Origin of the sequence: Mycoplasma sp. 1578d (genome assembly GCF_024582695.1) — a bacterium.
Lineage (GTDB): Bacteria > Bacillota_I > Bacilli_A > Mycoplasmatales > Metamycoplasmataceae > Mycoplasmopsis.
In genome coordinates, this window is the sequence record NZ_CP102081.1 from 699,476 (window position 1) to 725,285 (window position 25,810).

Annotated in this window: 7 protein-coding genes; 6 read left to right on the forward strand and 1 reads right to left on the reverse strand. The window is 28.9% G+C overall.

Annotation, left to right across the window (positions count from 1 at the left end):
• Positions 1–42 precede the first annotated feature (42 nt).
• Positions 43–12,276 carry an SGNH/GDSL hydrolase family protein gene (locus NPA11_RS02825; RefSeq protein ID WP_257043382.1) on the reverse strand — a complete coding sequence of 4,078 codons (12,234 nt, stop codon included), beginning with the start codon at positions 12,274–12,276 and terminating at the stop codon, positions 43–45.
• A 267-nt stretch (positions 12,277–12,543) separates the two neighbouring features.
• Between NPA11_RS02825 and trpS the strand changes: the two genes are divergently transcribed.
• The 6 genes from trpS (at position 12,544) to NPA11_RS02855 (ending at position 25,789) form a co-directional block, all read left to right on the forward strand.
• Positions 12,544–13,554 (forward strand): tryptophan--tRNA ligase, encoded by a 1,011-nt coding sequence (gene trpS, locus NPA11_RS02830; protein ID WP_257043383.1) that lies wholly within the window; start codon positions 12,544–12,546, stop codon positions 13,552–13,554.
• Positions 13,541–15,283, forward strand: a complete 1,743-nt coding sequence (thrS, locus tag NPA11_RS02835) for a threonine--tRNA ligase (RefSeq protein ID WP_257043384.1) — start codon at positions 13,541–13,543, stop codon at positions 15,281–15,283. The genes trpS and thrS overlap by 14 nt, the downstream gene beginning before the upstream one ends.
• Positions 15,276–15,701 carry a hypothetical protein gene (locus NPA11_RS02840; RefSeq protein ID WP_257043385.1) on the forward strand — a complete coding sequence of 142 codons (426 nt, stop codon included), beginning with the start codon at positions 15,276–15,278 and terminating at the stop codon, positions 15,699–15,701. The genes thrS and NPA11_RS02840 overlap by 8 nt, the downstream gene beginning before the upstream one ends.
• Before the next feature lie 42 nt (positions 15,702–15,743).
• On the forward strand, positions 15,744–16,217 hold the full coding sequence (locus NPA11_RS02845; protein WP_257043386.1) for a Bsp6I family type II restriction endonuclease: 474 nt from the start codon (positions 15,744–15,746) through the stop codon (positions 16,215–16,217).
• A gap of 23 nt (positions 16,218–16,240) precedes the next feature.
• Positions 16,241–17,191 carry a DNA cytosine methyltransferase gene (locus tag NPA11_RS02850; protein WP_257043388.1) on the forward strand — a complete coding sequence of 317 codons (951 nt, stop codon included), beginning with the start codon at positions 16,241–16,243 and terminating at the stop codon, positions 17,189–17,191.
• Between the two features lie 156 nt (positions 17,192–17,347).
• On the forward strand, positions 17,348–25,789 hold the full coding sequence (locus NPA11_RS02855; protein WP_257043391.1) for a hypothetical protein: 8,442 nt from the start codon (positions 17,348–17,350) through the stop codon (positions 25,787–25,789).
• The last annotated feature ends 21 nt before the right edge of the window (positions 25,790–25,810 follow it).

A 25,810-nucleotide genomic window follows, 5' to 3' on the forward strand; every position in this document is an offset into this window, starting at 1 on the left:
AGAATAATTTAAAAAACAAGAACTTGCGTTCTTGTTTTGGGATTATTTGCTTTTATCAATTCTGGTTGGATTTCCAATGTATCCGTTTTGAAGCGATTCAAGAAGCACTCTGGTTTTTGTTTTGCTCTTATTATGTCTGTCTTGAGGGTTTTTGGTTCTGTAATAGATATAAGCCAAGATTTGATTATTAGCGTAATTGCTATTATTAATTCTGCTTCAATCACTTCCCATGGTGTAATATCTATTAAATCATCTTCTTCCTCAACTAGTGTGATTGCTTCCAAGTGATTCGAGAACTTTTCCATTATTAGAAATACGTGATTTGAATGAATTGAAGACATCATTTCAACCTTTTTGTTGTCCAAGTGAAACATAAGCTTCAACATTATCTCAAGTTCCATTTCAAAATAGCGGAACATTATTATCATGTAATAATCAAAGAAGGAAAACGTGTATACGATAAAGTGCTTTATATCCATCATTAACTTTAGGGCTGTTGATATTTCATTTATTTGTAGTGTAATCAGTGAAAATTTTAACAAAAATTTGTTTAAAGAATGGTTTAATAAATTCACTTACTCTTGATTTAAGCGTGAAAATATTGTATGAATTAAATTTAACGCTTGGTTCAAATGGTTTGTTTCAATAGTAATCGATAATATGTGGAACTTTTGTTCTTGAATTGATTTTAACACTTCGATAACTTGGGACAAGATTTAAATTGAGCAATCCGTTTAAGAATTTATAAACTCCGGTTACTTGATCAAGCGATGAACTATCAAATAATCGATTAATAAATTTAACATAAGTTTCTGCTCCGATGTTTTCTGTGATTTTACTTAAAAATCCACCTAAATCCAATATTTTTGATGTCAGAATTTTTTCGTTAGTACTATCTAATAGCGGCGAGAACGCAGAAATCATAAATACTTTTGCAATTGTAAATGTCGGATCATATACTTTGGTAAAATCAATTGATTTAATGTTAGAAAGAAGTTTATTGATAATGGTATTAGTCATTGATCTATCATTTGCAAGAGTTTTGAGCATTCCGTTTGCAACCTGCTTCATCATATTTAAATCATCATTATTATTTAAGTTGTATCCATATGCTTTAAGTTTACTGTGTAATATTGCTCCTACACCTTGAGCTAAATAAGAATTATTATTTCGTGCAACACTTTGGAATCAATTAGTTAAGTTGTTTTTAATTGATTGATCATTAGTATGTCTAATAAAATAGTTAAATGCTTCTGGTCAACTGTTTAATTTTTTATATTCTAAATTGTTTGTAACCAAGTTATCAAGAATTGTTTTAAGCACATTAACAATATTGCTATTTCTAATAATGTTAATAAACATATTGTTTATAGTTTGTGAATCATATGAAACAACCGCTCCACCAACTCCAAGTGTTTGCATAATTGCTTCTAATTTTCCAGGACGATTGACAAACGAATCAACGATTTTATGAAATGCACTTTTAATAAGATTTTTATTATTAGTAATTAATTCATCACCAATTAGTTTTTTGAATAGTCCATATTCAGTCGGTTGAATTGAATTAATAAGACTTTGTACAAATGCTTTTAATGAAGCTAAACTAAATTCATTTTGAGTTCTAATAAAGTTAACTGCTCCATCAACAAAACGATCGAATAAACCAATTCTTTGTAAAAGTGGAATAAATCCATTGGCTACTAAATCAATAATTTTGTTAATTTCTGGATTAGTGTTAATTTCGATAAATGTAAAGAACTTAGTTAGCGCTGATTTAATGGCATTTACTGATTGTGGAAGTGCAAAGGTTTCAGTAACTACTTGTGTAAATCTTTGTTGTACATAAGTTACATTAGTTGAAGTGCTAAAGTATTGTTTAAAAATATCATTTAAATAGGTTGCACTAGTCACATGTTCAGGGTGATCAACAATAAAGAAAATGATATCTTTAATAATTCCTTGAAGTGTGCTTGATTTTGCTCCATGGTTAATAATTTGAACTAACATTTGTGGATCAAATAAGTTTTTATTAATTCAATCACGGGAATCTTGTGGGATTAAACCTAAAACTAATGTTCCAAAATCAGTTTTTTGAATAAAGTAAGTAAATATATTATTCAATAGTTCTTTAAGGTCTTCGCTACTCTGAGTAAACGCATCTGAGCGAGCAAATCCTTTTAATAATTTTAAAAGATTTGCTTGAGCATTCCCGCCAGTAATTAATGTTTTGAATTTTTCTACTAGAAGATCTAATACTGGTGAAAAATCCCCTCGGAATCCTTGAGTTTGTAAAATCTCAATTCCTTTATCGATCACATTTGAGAAGAGATCACTTTCTTCATTAAGCACTAACACACTATCAAGTAACGAAGTAATAAGTTGGTTTGGCTGAGCAACATTATCAAACAATCAAGTTAAATTGTGATCTTTAATTACTTGAACAACAACTTTTGCTAAAGTATTTTTGATTGTTTCGTTTCCTAATAGTATAGGAAGTCCGTTTTTAATATTCTGTTTAACTAGATTCGTTGAATTATTTTCAGCAAAAATAGTTTTAACCCATTCATTATACGAGCTTCCATTAGCAATGTTTGAAGCATTATCTAACACTTTATTACTAATCACATTTAAAGCGTTTTGAATTGGAGTAATGCCTAAAAATTCTGAAATAGCTTGGGCAAGCTCATTGTTGGTTAAATTATAATGAGCTAAAAAACCATTTAAATTAAGTTTATCTAATAAAGCTTCAAGTTCATTTGAATGCGTTGATGCTCAGTAAATTAGAGAATTAATTAAATTTCTATATTGTTCTTTTTGACTTTGTAAGTATTGTGAGCTTAAAATTGCTTTGGTTAGCTCAAAATGTGAGCCAGCGATGATATTTACTATTTCAGGGATAGCTTGTGAAATAAAATCTTCAAAGTTATTTGAATTATTTAAAACATCAAATAATTTATCGTAAATTTTATCGTATAGGTTAGCTGATTTAAGAATTGAGACTGCATTTTCTAAAGTAGCTTTGGTAAATGCTTGTTTGTCAAAATTGCTAATTGAAATATTATGTTGGTCTAAAAAGCTGTTTAAAGCACCTGCAACTACTTTTTGAACGATTGGTTCTTTAAGTAATGATTCAAGAATTGTTTTTCCTTGTTCTTTGAATTTGCTGAAAATACTTTGGTTTTTAATTATGCTAAAAACAATTCCCAATATATCATTGCTGGTTGATAATGAGATAGCACCACTAGTGATTTGAGGAACTACTGCATTAACAATTTCAGTAACTGATGGATATTTAAGTGCTGAATCAATTAATGCATTTAAATCCTCTTTTGAAATGTATCTAAAAATTGGTTTATTAATATCTAAAGCATTGATTTTTGGTTTGATTCAATTAGAAATGACACCGTGTTTAATTAATCCGCCGGTTAATTGTGATATTGTTTTGTCAAGACCTGTTTTTAAACCGCCAAGAATTCCCGAACCTCACGAACTTCATCCAGAGAGTTTATCTCAAATTCCTCTTGGACTGAAGAAAAAGCTTTGACGAATTGATGGAATAATTCTAGCAACTTCATCTGATGGTTTTTCTTTAAATCGTTTTGATTTGAGAATTTCAAAAACTCTATTTAAGATTGGGTTTGTTATATTAAGCGAATCAATTATCACATCAAAATGATAAGCAAATTGAGTTAAGAACTCATTAACATCTTGCTCATCAATTCTTACATCATATGTTTTTAAAGTTGTTTTTAAAAACTGTAGAACAATATCTTTAATTTCTTTAGTTGATAATATATCTTTAACTAAACTTCTTAATCCGCTTTCCAATTCAGCAACATCAATAATTTCAAAGGTCTTGTCAATAATATCAGCATACGATTTAACATTTGAATATTCATTAAATTTCTCAATTGATTTTCTAATCACAGTGGTTAAAACTGATTTAAAGTGACTATTAGAATGGATAAACTTAATTAATTCTTTAAATGAATTTAATGGAATAAATTTAATTAATTGAGCTTTGAGTTGTTCTCCAAGAGAACCTTCAATCATATTGGCAAACTCTTGTGAGTCAAGTGTTTTGAAGACATTATCAAAAATGGTTAATAAATCGTTTTTATTTTCATTTAATAGTTTTGAACTTGATAAGGTACGAATTAATCCTGTGACTTTGTTTTCTGTATCTTGTGCAAATACGTTTTTTACTCCATTAACTATTGATGAAGCAATACTGATAATATTTCCAAAATCTAATCCATTAACTTTAAGGAAATCTATTACTGATTCAAAAGCAATTGAACTAATTCCTAGTTGTTGATCAAAAATATCAAACACTGATAAAAGATTATTTACTATTCTGCTTTTATCATCAATTCCATTTAATATTTTATTAGCTTGTTGATCATTTAAAGCATTGGTAAGAAGTTTAGAAAGAACTTTTCTAAATTCTTGATCTTTAACTGCAATATTTAATAAATCAACAAAGTGCTGTTTAATAGAACTAGTAAATTCTTTTTGAGCAAATGCAATTTTAATGAGTTCATTATATGAGCTTGCATTAGCAAAAATGTCAACACGATCCACAACAAAGTCAATGATTTTGTTTACCATTTGTTTAACATTATCATTGCTTAAAATGTTTGTGAAGGTTGTTTTAAGGTGTTCTTTAGTATCACCAATTTTTTGAGCAATTAAATCAAGTGGAATTAGAGCAACAATTTTCTCAATATTAGCTGTGGTGTAGTGTTTGTTAAAGAAGAATTTTAAAATTTCTTTAACGCTTTGTTTGTTATTTCCTTGTAATAAACTTGAATTAATCAATGCTTTAACAATGTTAAAGTTTTGTAATTTAAGAGTTTGTGGTAGAGTTGGAATAAATTCGTCAATAACTTGATCAATTGAATTTGATGATTGGACTTTTTGCTCTAAATTGTTAAGTAATTTGTTAACAAATGTGCTTTGAGCATCTTTGTTATTAAATTCTTGAATAAAGTTTCTAATTCCAGAAGCAAGATCTAAATTAATAGTTTGACTATAACCTTGACTAGTTAGTAGTTTATTAGCAACTTTTAAAATAATTTTATCTAGATTGCTTGAATCTAAAGTTTTAGTAATAAGGCTTTCTATTTGTGATTTTTGTGAATTAAGAACTTGTGAATCTTTAAGTATCTTGAATACAAGTTCTTGGATAGTATCTAATGAATTAGTTCATTCTGTATGATCAATTAAGTAATTGATCATAAATGAAACAAGTTGTTCAAGATTTTCAACTTTTACTAGTTCTGTAACAAGAGCTTTGAGTGCATCTTTGTCAAGATAATTGTCAAGATTTCCTTGAAGTGACTCAATTTCTTCATTAATAAATGCTGTAATAGTTCCTTGTTGAATCAGTTTTTTAGCCACAAACATCAAAATAGCTTTAATTGCTTGTTTATTATTAGTAAAAATTTTCGAACTAATAACTTGGTTAAGGAAGTGTTGAGGATTTTCGCTAAATTTGTTAGTAATAATAGTTGTTAAATGAACAAATAATTGGCCATTAAAATCTGGGTTTTTAGCACTAATCACTGTTGAAAGTCTGCTAAATAATCCATCTACTAATGTGTTATAAATTCCAAGATTATTTAATAAGTCAACAAGATTTTGACTAACATCATCAGAAAATTGTTCAAGTTCACTTGAATTTAAGTTATCAATTCCCACAGCACTTGAAAGTGCTTTAGTAAGTGCAAATTTAGCAATTTCTTTGAGCTTAGTATCTGCTTTATATTTGGTTACAAGTTCTTTAAATGCTTCTTTAGCTTTGTTAGTAATATCTAATTTGCTAAGTAATAATTTTAATAATTCGTTAAATGAGTTTGCTTGTTTAATTGCGTTTTTATCTTGGAGTGTGCTTGAAATTCCTGTTAAAACAAACTCTTTGAATTTATCTGAACTAAATAATTTTTGAATAGTATATTTTAAATTCTCATCAGAAATATATACTTGAATTTGGGTTTTGAGATCGCTAGGAATAAGTGAAATTAAACTATTAACAAATTGTGCATCATCTTTTATTTTAATAAAGATATTTTCAGCAATTTTATTGAATTTATCTTTGTTTGTAGGAAGTAAACGATCAGCGATTAGATGAACAAGTTTAATAATGTTGGTTTCTAAATTGTTTGAATTTAATAAAACACTAAACTGATTAATTAATTTATTAACAAGGTCTTGTATTGAATTTGCATGCGAATCTTGTGCAAATTCATTTAAAGCTTGGAAACTTTTATCGATAATTCCAAATTCTGTTTCAAAATCATTAAACAATGCTAATAGTGCACTAAATAATTCTTGTGGACTTTGAACTTGATTTAAAACTCAATTGTATGGTGAATTTTGAATTTTTGAATGAAGAATGCTTGCTAGTACGCTTTGAACATTAGTATTTTGGAATGTTTTTCTTAATAAAGCACTTATATGAGCTTTGGCAGCTTGAAGAAAATCTACATTTTTAAGTGCTTGAAGTGCTAATTCAACATGATCATTTGCACTTGCATATTCACCTGCATGATCAATAAACGAAGGAATAAGGGCTTTGATTAATTGAATAAATTCATTATCTTTAAGAATTTCTCGAACAAAATGGTTAAGATTGGTGATTTGGTCTGAGCTTAAACTCAAACTTGAAACTGTTGAACTAATATCGATTTGATCAACTAAATTAGTGTATGTGTCTTTTGTGCTAATTTGATCAACAAAACTCATTGAGAGTAGTTTTAAACTATCTGTTTCTTTTTTAAATAAATTACTCGACAATAAATGTTGAATTAATCCAAAGCTTGAAAAATCAAATGAAGAAGTAATTGTGTGAGTGAGATTGCTTAAAATTTTATCAACATCTTTTTCTTGTTCAATTAAAGCAAAAATATTGTTAATAAGTTTTTCAAGTGTACCAGTTGATTCAAGGTATGGAATGATTGAAGTAAGGACATTTTGAGCAACAGTACTTAATTGATCAATGTTAAAGTTAATCCCATAACTACTTGCAACTTTATTTAAAAGTTTTGAGACTGTAACATTTAATTTGTTGTTTTGTAACAATTCTTTTAAAAGAGGGGTGATATGCTGTTTAACATTATTAATCAATGAAGGAATTTTTAAAATTGAATTAACTAATTCTTTTGGAGAATTTAAATGATTAATTCAATCATTGTTGTTAATGACCGAATCAATAATAGTGAAGATAAAATCTTTTAAACTATCAGTTCGAATGATTCTTAATAATAAATCCCCAATTTCAGTAGCATCTACATAGTCTTTTGCCGGAGACTTAAGTAATGTAGGAATAAGGGTGTTAAGAATTAAATTATCAAAAACTTGATTTTCTAAAGCGATTCCATAAACAGCTTTTAATAAATCAGCAAGTGCTTGTTTATTGCTGCTGAAAATTGATAAATCAAATATTTTTTGAATAAAATCTTTGGGTTTGTTAGTAACTTTTTGTGCAAAAATTTCTCCAATTGCTTGTGGAATAGTGTTAAGCACACTAATTGGATTAGAGCTATTTTTTGCTGAACTAATTTTTTCAAATAATTTATCAATCAATGGATCAAGGATGTCAAAACTATCAATAATGGTTTTAAAGTTTCTTGCAAATCCTTCGATAAATTGTGAGTTATGTGATGAATTAGGATCTAATTTTAAATAACTGTATAGCTCAGTTAAAATGGTTTTGAAAAGTGGTTGAAACTCACTTTTACCAATTAATGAAGCTAAAAGGTTTTTTGCACTAGTTTTAATCTTTTCAAAATTAACAGTTTTAATAACTTTTGAAACTAAATCTTCAAGTGAAATCGCGTTTTGTATGGTTTGATATGAATCTAAAACTCCATTAATCACTTCTTTAAGAATAGTTTTAGTATCATCAAGTGAGAAGATTAAATTAATTAGCGAATTAAATTTCTCATCAGTAATTGAGTTGCTAATAAATGTTTGAGTTGGACCTGGAAGTAGCCCAGTAAAAACAGATCCTACGTTAAGTTGTGATAAGTGTTCAACAATATTATTAAGTAGAGTTTTGAAATAATCTTTGTGATTTTGTAAAAGTTGTGAACTAGTAATATCATTTATTAACTCAATTACTTTATTAAGGTTGGATTGCTGTGATAAATTGAATGTTTTTTCAGCGGCTGAATTAAGTGATCTTGAAATGATGTCTGGAAGTTGTGATCAACCAGCGTGATATGAGTTGTCAATTAAATCATTAATTAAATTACTAATAAATGAGGTAACAAGAGAGTTGTTCTTAACAAATGAAATTAATTCACCTATTGCATTATGAGTTCCTTGTTCATCTAAGTTATTATCTAAGTGCTGTTTAACTAAAAATTTGTAGAAGGTGCTTGAAATAGTTTTCTTAACTAAATTATTTTCAAGGTTTTGTTTCACTAAATCAATTAATGGCTGTTTAAATTCTAAAATTAAATCTTGTTTATAGCTTAAACCATCTAAAAATTCAATAAATGAATTTGATTTAGCCAATTCTTTTGCATTATCAAGAATATGATTAAATAATTTTTTAACCAGTAAAATAAATTGATTATCAGCAAATAACAATTGAGCTAGATTATCAATTTCATTCTGAGTGGTAATATTTTGAGCAATTAAACTGCTTAAACCTAAATCAGAAAGGAATTTGCCTTTTTGATTTGAAGTCCTCATTTTTTGAAGAAATTCATCAAAAATTTCTTTGATAGTTTCTTTTTGTGAACTGACTAATGGCGAATCTAAAATAGCACTAAGAAGTAGTGGGTTGCTATCAAAATCTAGAGCAGTCACTAAAGTGTTTTGAAGTTGTGCTTGAATTTGATCAAAGTTTTGTGAATTTGCTAAATGATCAAAAAGAGCATCAATTAGTGGATCTTTTAAATTGCCTTTATTTATAACATCTTTGATAAATGTGCCAATTCCAGAACCAAGAGTTTGAAGTTTGATTTCATCAAGTGAAATTGAGTATTTTTCTAATAATACGTTAATTGTTTTAGCAAAAGTTTTATTAAGCGAAACTACACTTAAAGTGTCATCGACAAGATGACCAAGCGAATCTTTAAATGCTCCTTTTAACTCAGGTTCTTTTAGTAAGGCGATAAATACTTCATTAAAACTTTTAACATCAGTGTTTCAAACTGGATTTTTGATAATGTAGCTTACTGAATCTAAAATCACATCTTTAAATCCATTTGTTTTTACCATTTTATGGATAAAATCGATTGCTTCATCTTTATCAAGATATTTAGCATAACTTGGTTGATCTAATTGTGGTGTTAACAAGCTAATTAATGATTTAGATATAAAGTTAGCTGGATTAACTTTGTTTCAAAGTTTATCAACCACTTGCACAAATACTTGTTTAAAGTTTTGTGAATTTACCAATGGCAATTTCATTAACCCTTTAACAAATTCAAAAGTATCTTGAGTTACTTTTTGTGAGATTAATTGGCTGATTTCTTGTGGAATAGTTCCAAGAATTTCAATTGGAGTTAAGCTACTTTGAGCTTTTTTGAAGTTTTCAAATACTTTTTGAATAATTTGATCAGTTAAACCTAAATAATCAAGAAGTGATTTAATTGATCCAGAAACATTATTAGCAAATTCAAACACTGCTAAATCACTAGTGTTTAATCCGATTTGTCCAAGTGCATTTAATAATAGATTGCTGGTAATTTTAGTAAATTGCGAAGATGATAAAAGTTCATTAATAATAGCTTTTAAATTAGTTTGAATTGAGTCTAAATTAATAGTTTTCAGTATTTTTTGTACTAATTGATCAAAGCTACTAAAGTTAGCAAATTGTTGTGTATTATCGACTAAACTTGCAACAATATCATTAACAATTGTTTTAGATTTTTCTAAACTAAAAATGTGTTTGATTAATAAAGCAAGATTTTTTTCTCCACCATATTTATAAAGTTGCTCAGCAAATGAACTTGGTAGAGCTTTCATCACTAGTGATGGTAATCATTCTTGACTTGAATTAAGAACATTTTTTATTAGTTGTTTAATTAAGTTTTTATTTTGATTGATTAAATTTGAATTAAATAGACCATGTAATAAGTTCATTAATTTTGGATTATTATTACTAAAATCGAATAAGGTTCCAAGCACATTGTTAAATGCAGATTTTATTACACTTGAAAAATCAGTATTTGGATTGACGCTTAGATCATCTAAAATTCCTTTAATGATTTCTTTTAATAAGTTGTCTTTAAGTAATGAAGTGCTTGCAAAGTTTAAAAAGTCTTTGGTAAATTTAGAAGTTTGGGTGCTGCTTATGTTCTGGCTTAGATGATTATCAACTAAATATTGATGGAAAATATCGGCGAAAAGATCCTGCATTTCAGGGTTTTCAAAGATATATCCAGCAATTTTTGAAATCGAATCTGAAAGCGATTCAAAGTCTTGATCGTTTTTCAAGAATGCTAAAAGAACATCTTTATAGCTTTGAACTTGTTCAAAATTTACTGAATGATTAATAAAAATATTGGCAATATTTTTTAAGAGTGTAACAAAGTTTTTATCAGAAACAATTTTTCTCAAGACTGATTTAACTGAGGATTCTTTGAGTTTATCTTTAGTTACTTGTTCAATTTTTGTGGTTAAAAATTGAACAATTTCTTCTGAATAAGTACTTAATCCATTGGAGAGAAGCGATTCAAGTAATCGATTAATACGTTCTTTATTTTCTTTAATTAAATCACTTTTAGCCACTACTGAAATTAATTTAACAATATTAGCTTCATTTAAGAAATTAGAAAGTAGTAATTTTGGAATCGCGTCTAAAGTAAGTGTTTTTGAAGCCTTAAGTTCACGTAATTGAACTTGAAGATTGTAAAAACTATCTTTAATTCCTTTTGAACTTAATAATTCACCAAAGATTGAAACTAAATCTGAAACTCTTTCTCCAAAGTATTTTTCGTTTCTAAGTGGATTGATTTGGATTTCAAAAGTAGATTGATTTTCTAAATAAGATTGGCTTGAATCACCAATAGCTTGAATTGGATTTTGATTTGGTTCAATTTGCGCTTGAAGTGTATCTGAATCAGTTAGCAAGAACTCTTTGTTAAAGTCATAACCTTGATAGTTTTTAACTCCTAACTTATTAGTAGTGAGTTTCAAATAAAGATCCATGGCCATTTTTTTGTAACCAAGAGTATTCGGATGAATATCAAGTAGAACAGTTGATAACTCATCGGCGTTTTTAGTTCAGTATTTTGAATTATATAAATCAACATAATTAATTGAACTAAATCTTGCTGCTGATTTAAGTGTTGAATTAAGTACTCCTACTAAATAGTCTAAAGGAGAAATATTGATTGGGAGATTTCCGAAAATATGTTTAAGATAACTATCAAAAATCTCTTTAAGTCCTAATAATGGAGCTGGATAACTAACAATATTAATATTTGCTTGAGGTGCTAAAGCTTTAATATTGGCGATTAAAGTGTTAATTCTTTGATTAATTTCCGATAGAGCATTCCCTAAAACACTATTGACAAATTTAATTAATTCTCCGTATGAAGGTTCTTTTGAAATAAGTGTTTTAAAAATGTCGATTAGATTATAGTTTTGAATGTTCTTAGCAATTAATTCAAAAAAATCATTTGCTCCAAGAGTAAAAGTAACTAAATTTGCCCGTGCTAATCTAGTTTTAAAATCAGCTAATTCACTTGAAAATTGTGAATTATAAACATTTTTAAAAAATTCTGATTTGTTATCGGTTTGATAATCAACTCCTAAAAACTTAATTCAGTCTAAAATAGTTGTTCCTGAATAGGCAAAATTTTTAAATTCATTAACACGATTTTCATGATTTAACAAGCGAGCTAAAAAAGCTGGATACGAAAGTCCATCAATTGCTCCAGATTGTGTTTTTTCTCCTTGATAATCTCTTGGTAATGTACCGTCAAAACCGGCGGTAATTGAATCTCCAAAAGCGACATAATTAATTTTGTTTTCTTTCTTGATATAATGTTCAGATACTAATTTATCAGAATTAGAATCAACTCTGTCAGTAAATATTTTTGGTAAAAAAGACTCATCATTGTTTGCTTGTTGAGTTGCACTTTTAATTTTGGGTGCATTTTGCTCAAGTTCTTGGTTATCAGTTGTAAGATTAATTTTGGGATCTTCAGCTTGAATTGGTAAAGAAGAACCGGGTGCGTTACATGAAGCAACAAAAGCTGACGATACCGAAAGTAATGATAACCCAATAATAAGATTTCTTTTTTTAGACATAAACTCTCCTTAGTGTAAAGCTTCAGTAATAAAAATTTAATTCGTTGTTTAAGTATTTATATTATACTAAAACTTATTTAAATCTGGCCTTGATAAATATTTAAAAAAGCAAAAATAAAAATTTTATTTCAACATTTATTAAGTAAATATAAGTAAATTTACTTAAATTTACATCTATGTAGAATCTTTTTCATAAAATAGCTCATTTAGATGATTATTTTTGCTTTATAATTTAAATAACTTCGCTTGCACAATTAAAGGAGAAATATGAAAAGATTAGTTAGCGGAATCAAGCCTACTGGAGAACTTACCTTAGGAAATTATATTGGGGCAATTGCCAATTTTATTAAGCTCCAAGATGAATATGAATCATATTTTTTTGTTGCTGATATGCACGCTTTAACAACCGGAACTGTTGATCCAATCGAACTTGAACAAGCTCGTAAAAGCACGGTGGCACTCTATTTAGCTTGTGGTTTAGACCCACAAAAAACCATTATTTTTTATCAATCTTCAATTTTAGAACACACACAAATGATGTGATTGTGCAATTCTGAAACCACAGTTGGAGAGCTTGAAAGAATGACTCAATTTAAAGACAAAGCTCAAAAACTTGTCCAAGGAAATGGAACTATGAAAATTCCGAGCAACTTGCTTATGTATCCAGTGCTTATGGCATCTGATATTCTACTTTATAATCCAGAAATTGTGCCTGTTGGTGAAGATCAAGTTCAACACATTGAACTTACTCGCAACATTGCAGAAAGATTAAATCGTAAATATAATTTAGATTTAAATATTCCAGAAGGATTTATTCCTCAAGTTGGTGCTAGAGTCAAATCGCTCACCGATCCAACATCTAAAATGTCTAAGAGTGATAAAAGTTCCAAAGGAACTATTTACTTACTTGAAGATCCTGAGAAAGCGTACAAAAAAATCCTTAAAGCTGTTACTGATTCAGAGGGGAAAGTTTATATTTCAGAAAATAAACCAGGAGTACTAAACTTACTCACTATTTATGCTTCATTAAAAGATATGACAATTCAGCAAGCTGAAGCACACTTTAAAGATGTAGATTATAAAGAATTTAAAGAACAAGTGGCTAGCGTAGTTAAAGAATTACTTATCAATATTCAAGAAAAATATCACAAAGCACTAAAAAATGTGGATCAAATTGCTCATCAAGGAAGAATCAAAGCTCAAAAAATAGCTAAAGAAACTGTCAATAAAGTTCAAAAACACATGGGACTTTACAGGGAAATTAATGAAAGCAAATAAAGAATTAAATCACACTACCAGCCACCTTCTTGGTGCTGCCGTGGAAAAATTATATCCTAACGTTAGACTGGGGTTTGGACCAGCAACAAGTGAAGGATTTTATTATGATTTTGAATTCGAAACATCAATTAGCGATACCGAATTAAATAAAATCGAAAAAATGATGAAAAAACTTGCTTCACGCAATTTGGTAACGCAAGAAGTGTCAATTGATGAATATTCATTTGAAAATAAACCATATAAACAAGAGCTTTATAACGAACTTAAGGCTGATGGTAAAAATATCACATTTTACGCACTGATTGATCCACTTAACAATGAAAAGGTTTTTGTTGATCTATGTGCTGGCGGACACATTGAAAACACTAAAAATATCAAAAACTTTAAACTCACTTCACTTGCAGGTGCGTATTGGAGAGGCGATTCAAATAACATCCAATTAACCAGAATTTACGGAACAAGTTGACAAACCAAAGAAGAACTTGATCAATATTTAGCAATCCTGAAAGATCGAAAAGAACGAGATCACCGTAAAATTGGAAAAGAACTCAATCTTTTCACCTTTCACCCATATGCAGGTCAAGGATTGCCAATTTGGCTCGAAGATGGAATGTACATTCATAATGAAATTAAAAACTTAATTTTAAAAATGGATCGTAAATACGGAATGAGAGAGGTGCTCACTCCACACTTTGGTGAAGAGACTTTATATCAAACTTCGGGACACTTGGCTCATTATAAAGATGATATGTTCAAACCTATTATTGCCGATACTCAAAAACTCTATCCTCGTCCAATGACTTGTCCGCACCATGTTCTTTGTTATAATCATCAAAAAAGATCGTATCGTGACCTTCCCCTACGTTTTTCCGAACAATCACAACTTTATCGCTATGAAAAATCAGGAGCACTCACTGGACTAGAACGTGTCCGTGGAATGTTGTTAACCGAAGGACACTTGTTTGTGCGTAAGGATCAAATTGCCCAAGAATTCAAATACATGTATCAGTTAATCAAGGAAACTCTTGATATTTTCAAGATTAAAATTGACTATATTTCACTTTCACTCAGGGATAAAGACAATAAAGAAAAATATTATGATAATGATGCCATGTGAGATCAAGCCGAAGATCAATTACGTGCCGTTTTAAACGAATTAGGGGTTAATTACGAAGAAAAATTGGGGGAGGCGGCCTTTTACGGTCCGAAAATGGACATTCAAATCTTCACTGCTTTAGGACACGAAATTACCGTTTCAACTTTACAATTAGACTTTTTACTCCCTGAGCGTTTTGGTATTACTTTTACAAACGATCAAGGAAAAGAAGAAATGCCAATTCTAATTCACCGTGGATTAATCGGAACTTATGAACGTTTTGTGGCCATTTTACTGGAACAAAGTAAAGGTGTATTGCCTTTTTGACTTGCTCCAAAACAAATTACTGTCATTCCGGTAAATATGGAACATGACTTTGAATACGCTCAACAAGTTAACGAAAAATTTTATGCACTTGGTTTTAGAAGCAAAATTGATTCACGTGATGAGCGTATGAATAAAAAAATCCGTGAAGCTCAAATGTCTAAATCTAAATTCCAAGTTATTTTAGGACAAAAAGAAAAAGAAAATAACACTGTTTCATTCCGTAAGTATGGGGAAAATACCACCCAGACAATGGGTTTTGAACATTTTGTGCAAATGCTTAATGAGTTAAAAAATAATTATGAATAATTCCAAAAGTGCAATCTTAATTAAATGGACTTTATGAGCACTTCTTATTATAAATTTAGCAATTTTAATTCTAATTAGTCGTTCAATTAGTGGAATAAACATTAATTATCCCCCTTATTTGAAATTAATTGTGACTTTAATTACAATGCTAAATTGAACAATTATTAGCGTTGTGATGATTGTTTATAAAATCTCTAAAATCAGAATTCACTATATGATTATGTTTGTAATAGGAATTGCTCTAGCATTAAGTTGAATTCCGCTTTATAATAGTCAAAACAAATCATTTCAATGAATTTATTTCTCAGGAGATATTTTCGTAATTTCTACAATTTTAGCAATAAATTATTTTTTAAACATTGTTTTTGTTAGACCAAACTTAATTTTAACTTTAAGAAGATATCTAAAAGTAAAATAGATATCTTTTTATTAATTTATAATTATAAATATTAAAAACAAAATGGATGATCATCTACTTTTTGAGCTATATAAACTTTGAAAAAGATTGGACAAGAAAACTAAAGAAGATTTTACAAGAGGAATAAATATCCCTGAATACATAACTGAAAAACTTTATTGTATTATTAACAACTATAAGCATAAAACCAAAAAAGATGATAGTACAGATGCTGTAGACAAAAATGGCAAAAGGGTACAAATAAAAGCTACAAACAACTTTCATAATGATTTAACTAGTTTTGGTCCTCAATCCCAATTTGAAATTTTAGAATTTGTTAGATTAGATTATGAAAATGATATATTTTATTTCTACAGAATTGATATATCGATACTTGAGCATATTAAAGTCAATAAATTCGAAACATTTAACAATCAGCGTTCTCAAAAAAGAAGACCAAGATTTTCAATCATTAATAAAATATTAATTCCCTATAAAATTCAACACTATGCTAATGTAAATATGAGAACAAGGTAAATATCTAAAATTAAGTAGTAATTATGAAAAAATTAATTTGTGCTAGTTTTTTCTCTGGTGTTGGTGGTATTGATTTGGGTTTCCGTGAATTTTGTTCCACCATGTACGCTAATGAATATAATCCAAAACCTGCACAAACTTTTGAAATTAATTTTAATTTAAAAGTAGATGTTCGTGATATAAGAGATATTTCTAGTGATCAAATTCCTGATTTTGATATTTTATTAGCTGGTTTTCCTTGTCAAGCTTTTTCTATAGCTGGTTACAGACAAGGTTTTAATGATGAAAAAGGAAGAGGGAATTTATTCTTTGAAATTGAGCTGATTATTCTAGATAAAAAACCTTCGGTTGTCTTCTTAGAAAATGTTAAAAATCTTGTGTCTCACGATAAAGGAAATACCTTTAAAGTCATTTTATCTAAATTAGAACAAGCGGGTTATTATGTAAAATACAAGGTTTTAAATACCATGGAATACGGGAATACACCGCAAAATCGTGAAAGAATTTATATAGTTGGTTTTAAAAATCAAGAACACTATAATAAATTTGAATTTCCTTCTAAAATACCTCTAACCACATTTATTAGAGATATTGTTGATTTCAAGAACAAATTGGACTCAAAATATTACTATACAAAAGATAATTTCAAACACTTTGAGCTTTTGTCTCAAGAAGTAATCAGCAAAAAAAGCATTTATCAATGACGTAGAAAATATGTAAGAGAAAATAAGTCTAATGTATGTACTACATTAACAGCCAGTTGTGGAACTGGAGGACATAATGTTCCAATCGTATATATAAAGTTTGGAATTAGAAAATTAACTTCACGAGAATGTTTTAAATTTCAAGGTTTTGGCGATGTTTTTAAGCTTCCTAATCAAGCGAATTCACACCTATATAAGCAGGCTGGAAACAGTGTCTCGGTAAATGTGATCAAAAGAATTGCAAAGCAAATTTATAAGGTGATGAGTTAAAGCGAGCTTTTGCTTGCTTTTTTGTTTGTTTTTGATCCATAAAAGATCTGGAAATTTTCGGAAAATCCTTGCTATATATATATATATATAATTAAAGATATCTTTTGTACTCATTTTATGAGCAAAAAATTAATAATTCTACCCTTGGAGTATATTATGAAAAACTCGAAAAAAGTACTAATTTCTTTAAGTAGTACTGCAGGGATTGCTGGTGCTGCATCCCTTGTATCTATTGGTGTATTGTTATCTTTACATAAGTCCTATAAAATTCCACGTAAACAAACTTACTATTTTACAGAACTTAAAAATCAAGTTGCCAAAACCCAAGATGCACTAAAATCGCTTACCAAAGAACAACAAAACAATGATGCTATAAAACTTCTTATGCAAGAAGTTGATTATGCTAATCAACTTTTGGTTAACGAAAACTCAAGTATTGCTTTAATGCTTGAACAAAGAAACAAACTCAAACAAGACACTCCTAAAACACTACTAAGTGTAGTAAGTGATCTTGAGCAAACAAAAAACCTTGTTGAAGAATATAGTTCATTAATTAAAGATGTTGACTTTCAAAGTGCCATTAAAATTTCTAAAGATAAAGTGCTTGAGCAATTGTCTTCTCCACAAAATAAAAACTCAGCTTTGAAAGCATTTTACTCATTTGTTGATCCATTAATTTCAAAAGAAAATGAATTTGTAATCGGATTAGAAACTAAAATTTGAACTAATCATACTCAATTAATCAAAAATGCCTCAAACAAATTTAGCTTACAAGAAAAAAGTGCTTTATTATCAGCCATTAATCAAGTTTTAAACTTAATTAATCAACCAAAATATTCTCGTGATGCTCTAGTTGAATATGAGAAAGTTTATGATTCAATGGTTGATAAACTTTCTTTTGTAAAAGAACAAGAGAATAAATCTCTCAAAATTTTTCTCGAAAATGTTATTAGAGTTAGCACTCAAATAAACGATTTAGAAATTGATCCAAAAATCAAAGATATTTTTTTAGAACGTATTGACAGCTATAAAAAGATCGCTTTAAATCCAGCTCCAACTTTAGCAATTGATAAAAGTATGGAAATAGCTTATTTAAATACTATAGTCGATAATCAACTAGAAACTTTAATTAAAGAATCTCCTGATACTAATAAGTTGCTTGAAACACTATCACAAAACCTACGAGCTCTTAAATTAGTTTCTTCTGATGACAAAATTCAAAAATTAGTTGATCTTCAAACTCAAAAGATTATTGAAAATCCAAGAAAAACTCATATTGAGATTTTAAACAGTATTTCACAAGCAAATAATTTAGCAAGCACTGTAAAAAATATTGAAAATTTAATTAGCACTATTAAGAGTAAAATCAGAGACTATTCAAATAATAAAAGTCTTAGTCAGGGTGATGCTCAAGCTTTTACTACACAATTAAACCAGATAATCGGATCAAATTTAAATGACATTAATGAATATTTAATTAAATTTAATCAGCTTAACAATGATATTTATGACAATGTTCTTTTGGGATCATTATTTAAAAATTCGCTCAGAAAACTTAAGGATCAAATTCTTGAATCAATTGATAAAGGATTTAATGTTAATAAAAAAGTTTTGACACAAATGTTACTTGAAGTAGATAAAGTGCTCGATTTAAATCCTTCGATTAAAGATTTGAACAGTACTTTAAGAATTAAAATCAATCAACTTAGACTGATTAATCGAGCAGAGCTGAAAAATTGATACGATTCAGCTGTTTTAATTCTTGATGATAATGACATTAATGAGAAAATTAAAGACAAGCTTAAATTCTTAAATTCTCGAGCAATTAAACTTATTCCGCAAGATTCTACCGCCATTCGTGAAGAATTACAAATTCTAATTCGTCAATATCGCGAAGAAATTGCTAAATCTCACATTAGTGATGGATTGCAAAGAACTTTACTTAATTATTCTCACACTAAAAAAAGGATCTTGGATGTGTTTACCGATAAAGACGGCAATATTAAATCAGATTTTGGGCAAAAAATATTTGAACAAGCACAAGAACTTAGAAAACAAGCTAAAATCATTACTGCTAATCCGGCTTTAACACCTAATGAAAAAGAAACAAAATTTAAACAATTTCAAACTCAATTAGAAAATATAAATAAAAATGCTCAAAACTTTAAAGAACTTGAAGAACTTATTTTACAAAGCGAACAAACAATCGAATCTTCAAAAGGTAAAAAAGCTGAGCAAGCTTATTTAGAAAAACAAGCTCTCAAAATTGAACAAATTAAAGATACAATTCTCCAAGCACTCAATCAAGCTTCAAGTGCAAATAATCTTGATGATTTAAAAGAGCAACTTACTCAAGCAATTCAAGATTATAAAGATAAACAAGCTGAATACCAAAGTGGCCAATCACTTGTGGATAATTTCAAAGAGATTAATGAAATTTTTGCTCCGTATTCACTTGGTGGTGTTCCAACTCCAATGCAACAAAAACTGCTTAATAAACTTGGTTCATATCAAGCTGAACTTTCTAAAAATACTCTCACTAATGAACAAAGAAATGAAATTAATCAAAAGATTGCTACATTAATGGATGTAGTTAATTCTGCTAAAGATTTAGAAGTTAAGAACAACAATTTAAAAACTTTAGTCAGTGATACTGAAAATAATAATTACGCAACCTTTAAACCTAACGAATATTTTAATCGTTCCAAAACTTTAAATAATGATGTGGATTCATTCTTGGTAAGTTTGTTTAAACCAGATTTTGATAAAGCTCAAATTGAGGCTAAATCTCAAGAGTTACAAATTCAAACTAATCAATTATCACTTGCAATTTCAGTTGCTTTGTTAAGAAAAACCAATCAAGAAATTCTTGCATATAAGATCACTGTTCCAAGTTCAGGAAACACAAATGTATATCAACGAATCAATTCTTCAATTGAAAATATTAATACTCAAACTCAAAACTTAATTGACAATCCACAAAAAACTCAAGCACAAGTTGATGAACTTGAAAGCATCATTAAAAACTATGAAAAATTAGCTAAAGCACTTAATAATAGTGCTAAAAAACTAGAGACAATTTCTCAAAGTGATAATCCGATTACTTACAAAGAATTGTCAGATTCAATTATCAATAAACCAAATAATAATACTCCAAATGAACCTATTAATAGCTTAATAGTTTTTGGCGATTCAATTTCAACGATTGATTTTAAAACTCGAATTTTAACAGATGAATTACTAAAAGTTCCGGCTCGCATGCAAGCTGAACACAATTTAACATTATTAAGATCAATTTATGGAACCGATGAGCGAAATCGTTCTATTTTTGACCATGCAATTAGTGCTTTTGATCACAAAGTGAGTGATTATCAAGATCAAATTTCACAATTTTACACCAGTAGCTCTAACTTGTTATCACTTCGTGATGAAATTGATTTTTACTTGAATCGTGAAACGGCAAATAAAAATGCTATTAACAAAGCCTGAGATGATGCAATTAAATTAAAAGATCGCTTAAAAAATGAATATCAAGCCTTAAAAAATGCTGATGGAATTACTACCACAACTCACACTGATACAGTCTTTACTCAATTTGATACTTTAAAAGATATCAGGGATGCAAGTGGTAAAAAAACTACACTCACTGAACAATTGCACACTAAACTTAATGAACTAGCTCTTGCTTATGCTAAAGATTCATTTATCCATACTTCAAATCAACTTGATACTAAATTAAGTCCATTTAATAATTATTCAAACGAGATTAAAACTAATTATAGCGATAGCTGGAAAACTCTTATCACTCAGTGAAATCAAGCTCTCAGAGATACTGTTAATAATTACAATATAGATGGGGATTTAGTTAAAATTAAACGAGATTATCAAAAGATCTCGTCTTTAAGCTCACTAATTTCTCAGCTAAAAACTATTTTTGATTATTTTGACGCTAATTCAAAATCCCAAACAGGACAAAAGAATATCCAAGTCTTAACAAGTCAACGTCTTAACAATACTTTGTTTGCTCGTCTTAATGATAAAACTACTTACACAGGTCTTAATACAAGTCAATTCTATAACCAAAGCTCTGAAAGCATTATTGCTTTAAGAAATGAATTTAGAGATGTATATTTTGATAATGTTTCGATTGAAGATGCTAAAGCTAGTCAAAAGACTAAAATTAACGAATACAAAACTAATGTAGATACTAAACTTGATGCCTTAGCTAATAATATTGATACAGCGTTAAAAACTCAAATAGATGCTAAATTGCAAGATCTTTTAACCGCAACAAATGCAGTCCAAAGAAAAAATGAGCTAATTGATGTTGATAATGAGCTTAGTCAAATTCAATTTAAAGAAGAAAATCTTAAAAATCTTGCATTAATTACTAAAAAAGCACAAAATTTAGTTGCTGCTAATAATTCTATCCCGAATAACGAAACTGGAAAACGATCAATTATTTCAGAAATCACTAATCAATATAATGCATTTAATTCTTATTATTTAAATTTAGATTCATCTAATTTAATCGCTAGAGAAAAAGATCTCGAAGATCAAATGAGTTTATTTAAGAAATTTATTCAAGTTTATGATTTGGTTAATAGTGAAAAACGTAAAGTTCCAATGAATTATGCGACAGGAACTGGGAATCAGGGAACTCCACAAGAAGCTAAAACCAAAATGCAAGCGTATTATGATCATCTAATCTCTGAAATTAATACTGAACCAATCACACAAGCTAAATTATTTAAAGTTGAAAATATTCTTGATTCGCTAGCTAAATTAATTAAATTACAAATCGAAAAATTAAATACTCAAAATCAAGTGTTAACAGATACTTCATACAATAATTTTGCTTATAAAAATGCTACAAGTGCAAATTATGGATTTAATACTGATGCCCAAAAAATTGCTGATTTGATTTTAAAAAGTATTCCAACCACGACTCAAACTTCCACTGATATTGACACTGCTTTATACACTAGTTTAGTGAACGATTTTGAGACTGCTTATCATTTATATACAGCTCGTAAAAATGCACTGAATCAAATTTATAGAGATAGCAGCACTCTAGGTGATACAGGAATCAAAACTAAAGAAATAGAACAAATTACTAAAGCTGGAACTGTAGAAGCTAAATATCAAGTGTTAAAAGAAAAAGCAGATGATTTCTTCAACACTCAAGCTCAAACAATTGCAAATGCAACCACAAGTGCTCATTTGTCTAATGCAACACTTAATAGTATTGAAATTGATGTGTTCTTTGAAAAATACAAACGCATTGCTGAGCTTGTTGCAATTGCTAAGGATACAAAAAATAATGTCGCACAAAATCTTAATAGTGATCCAAACGTGCAAACTTCAATGACTATGCTCCAAAACCAAATCACTATGGGAGAAAGTTATTATTACAATGAGAAAAATAATGTAAATCTTGATAATAATATTAAACTTTTAGATGTATATAATGCTCGTTTAAAACTAGCGATAATTGTGGCTCAAAAGCGTGATGAATTAACTAAATTTAGCACTACTCCTAGTGCTAATGGATTTTTAAGTGCTCAAGCTAAAGCTCCGCTTGCAAATATTTTAGATAAAGTATTTAGCGAAATTAATGCTAATTCAAATCTTGAGACTAAAGATAATTATGACCGTTTACTAGAAAAATATGTTGAAGGATCCTCGAATAATTCTTTTGCTATTGCTTTTATTAACTCAAAAATTCTTCAAGCTGATATTTACAAAGCTGAACAATATTTAAATAAATATAACACTCATATTAATGCTGATCCTAATTATGAACCAAACGCAATTAAAACCTTATACACCAATTTACAATCTAAAATCACTACAGCTACTAATGCATTAAATGAAACTAATCACAATGAACAAGAAAAATTAAATCTCTCAGATCAAATTTTTAACTCAAATACTGGTGCACTTGATTTAATTTTAAAAGCTCAAATTGATAAAGCTAAAAATGCTTATCAACAACATTTACAATTAAGCAAATATCTTACTAATAACTTTACTAATATTAACGTTTCTCCAAAAATTTCTGATTATGATGCAATAGCATTAGATCCGATTAAAAGTATTGATATTTCCACTGCTGATAAATTAGAAGCATTTAATAATGATTTAGTTGCTGCACGCAATAAATACGAACAACAACGAGTTGATCTGTTTAAATGAGAAGCTCATCGTTATAATTCATACAAAGAAAAATTCAACCAATTTTATACCTTTTTAACTGCTACAACCACAAATGGAGCAACGCAAGCTTTCATTTTGGAAACAACTGGAATTTCACTTGCAGATTTAAACACATTTGCTAATGCTATTAACCCACCTGCATCAGATACAGTTCATAATAATGCACAAACTTATGTTCAAAAAGCAACCGAAAGCGATAACAACATTAAAACATGATTGCAAACATTTAATAAAAATGAGCCAATTGAAACTTTAGCTAATGTTGCTGATGAATTTTTAAATGATTATTCAAACCTTATTTCAATTAAATCAATTCCTTCAATTCTAATTAAAATTAGCAACTTAACAAGAATTAAGAACGAGCTCACTGATAGCAATACAATTGAAAATGCCCGCAAGGCAATTAAATCGACTCAATCTGAAACACAAGGATTATTAACTAAAATTAATCAGTTCTTTACTGAGATGAACACAATTACCAATGCAAATCAAAACACTGTTAAAACTGAAACTAATGAGGAAAATATTTCCTTTGCAAATGGAACACCAACCAATCTTGCTACTGAAAGACAAAATTACTTTAATACATATAAAGATGTCGTGGTAGCTTTAGCAAAAGCCAAAGACAAGCTACTTAATTTGGTTTTTGGAACTTCAGCAAGCGATCAAGATACATTACAAAAAGTATTAACTAATTTTATTGATGGAAAAACTGGATTTGAAGGACGAGCAGACATTCATAACCTGCTCAAAAACATTGCTTCAAATGATCAAGCAAATCCAAATATTGCTCCTGATGCAGATAAATTTTTAGCAGTTAAAAATGAGTACAATAAACTAGCCGAACCTTCAGAAACTAGTGTTCACGAATTAAATGATTTAGCAAAATCTGCTAGTGATGTTGACATTTACAGCATAATTACGAAGGGATTTGATTTAGCTTTGAAATTATTTAAATGAACTGCTGATTCAAATAACACTAACTTATTCTTTGATTTTCTCACTCAAACTCAAGGCGGAAAAGCCAACTTTGAAGATATCGTGGCCAAAGGTACTACTACAGTAGAAAATTTCAAAAACACCCTTGAAGGAACGACTATTCCAGAAGAAACCGTCACAATTGACGGAGTTCAGTATAAAGCTAAAAAAATTAATGATCAAATTGACGCTTCTGGTAATGGAACTATTGGTAATTTATTTACAAAATTCAATATTCTCAAAGGCACAAACAACTTCTTTGACACAAATAATGTCCAAGTATTTGCTTATAAATCGTCAACTGATCCAAACGCTGAATATGTTAATGCACGTTTAACAGCTAATCCAGAAATTAGAAAAGGATTTATCAAGCTTTATTTTAGATATGTCAAACCAAATGCGACAACTCAAAATAACAGTGCCTTTGGTACTGTAGAAAGTTTTGGAATTAAATTTGAAAACGTAGGTATTTCGTTCAATACTTTAGATACTTTTGTTATTCATAAAGAAAATATTCAAGATGAAGCACACTTAAGTCAAAAATTATTTACTGCTGAAGAAGCCGGATGAAATAATCTTCAGGCTCCTTCCCGTTTATTGAGTGCATTTAATAAATATTCAGTTGCTAAACAAGTTGAATACGGTCTTGAATTTTTCACTGAAGATATAACTGAACCAATTGATGGACCTCGAACAGCTAAGACCACTTCTTCACCTGATTTTAGAGTTAAAGTTCAACTTACCGCACCTTATAAAGGGTACACTCAATTTGGAACTAAAATTTACTGAAAAACACTTAACCCTAACTTTGTTTCTGATACTGGAATTCAATACCAAAACAATGCGTCCTATTCAAACGGATTTGTCGGCCCAAAAGATAATACCAAATATCAATGAACAAGTAACTATCAATACCAATATGATGCAACTAAAGATCAAGGAAAAAATTTATTATTCTTACCATTTATCATCGGTATTCCAGTTACTAATTCAACTCCAAGTGATGGCAAAATCATGATGATTGTTTCGTGACAAATTCTAAATCGCTTTGATAAAAATCCTACTTCAACGCCACAAGATATTTCACTTGGTAGTGCAAATATAATTAGACGTGTTTTCTTCTTTAAACGAAGCAATAGAGGAAAAACTAATAATTCAACAAGAAATGATGATGCATTTTTTGCTTATGTAATGAGACAAATGAAATATAGAGATCTTGAAGGGTTGGCCTTTAAGGCTTTAAACGGTTCAAGATCTAAAGGTGGTTCGCGTTTATGAGCAGCCGATTCAAATATTACAACAATTGATGCAGATTCAGGTCAGGGCGGAGTTGGGCATGCTGATTTTTATACAGCAATTGGGACAAATGGTAAATTTGATATTAAGTTTAAAGTTCACTAATTAAACATTTAAGGAAAAATC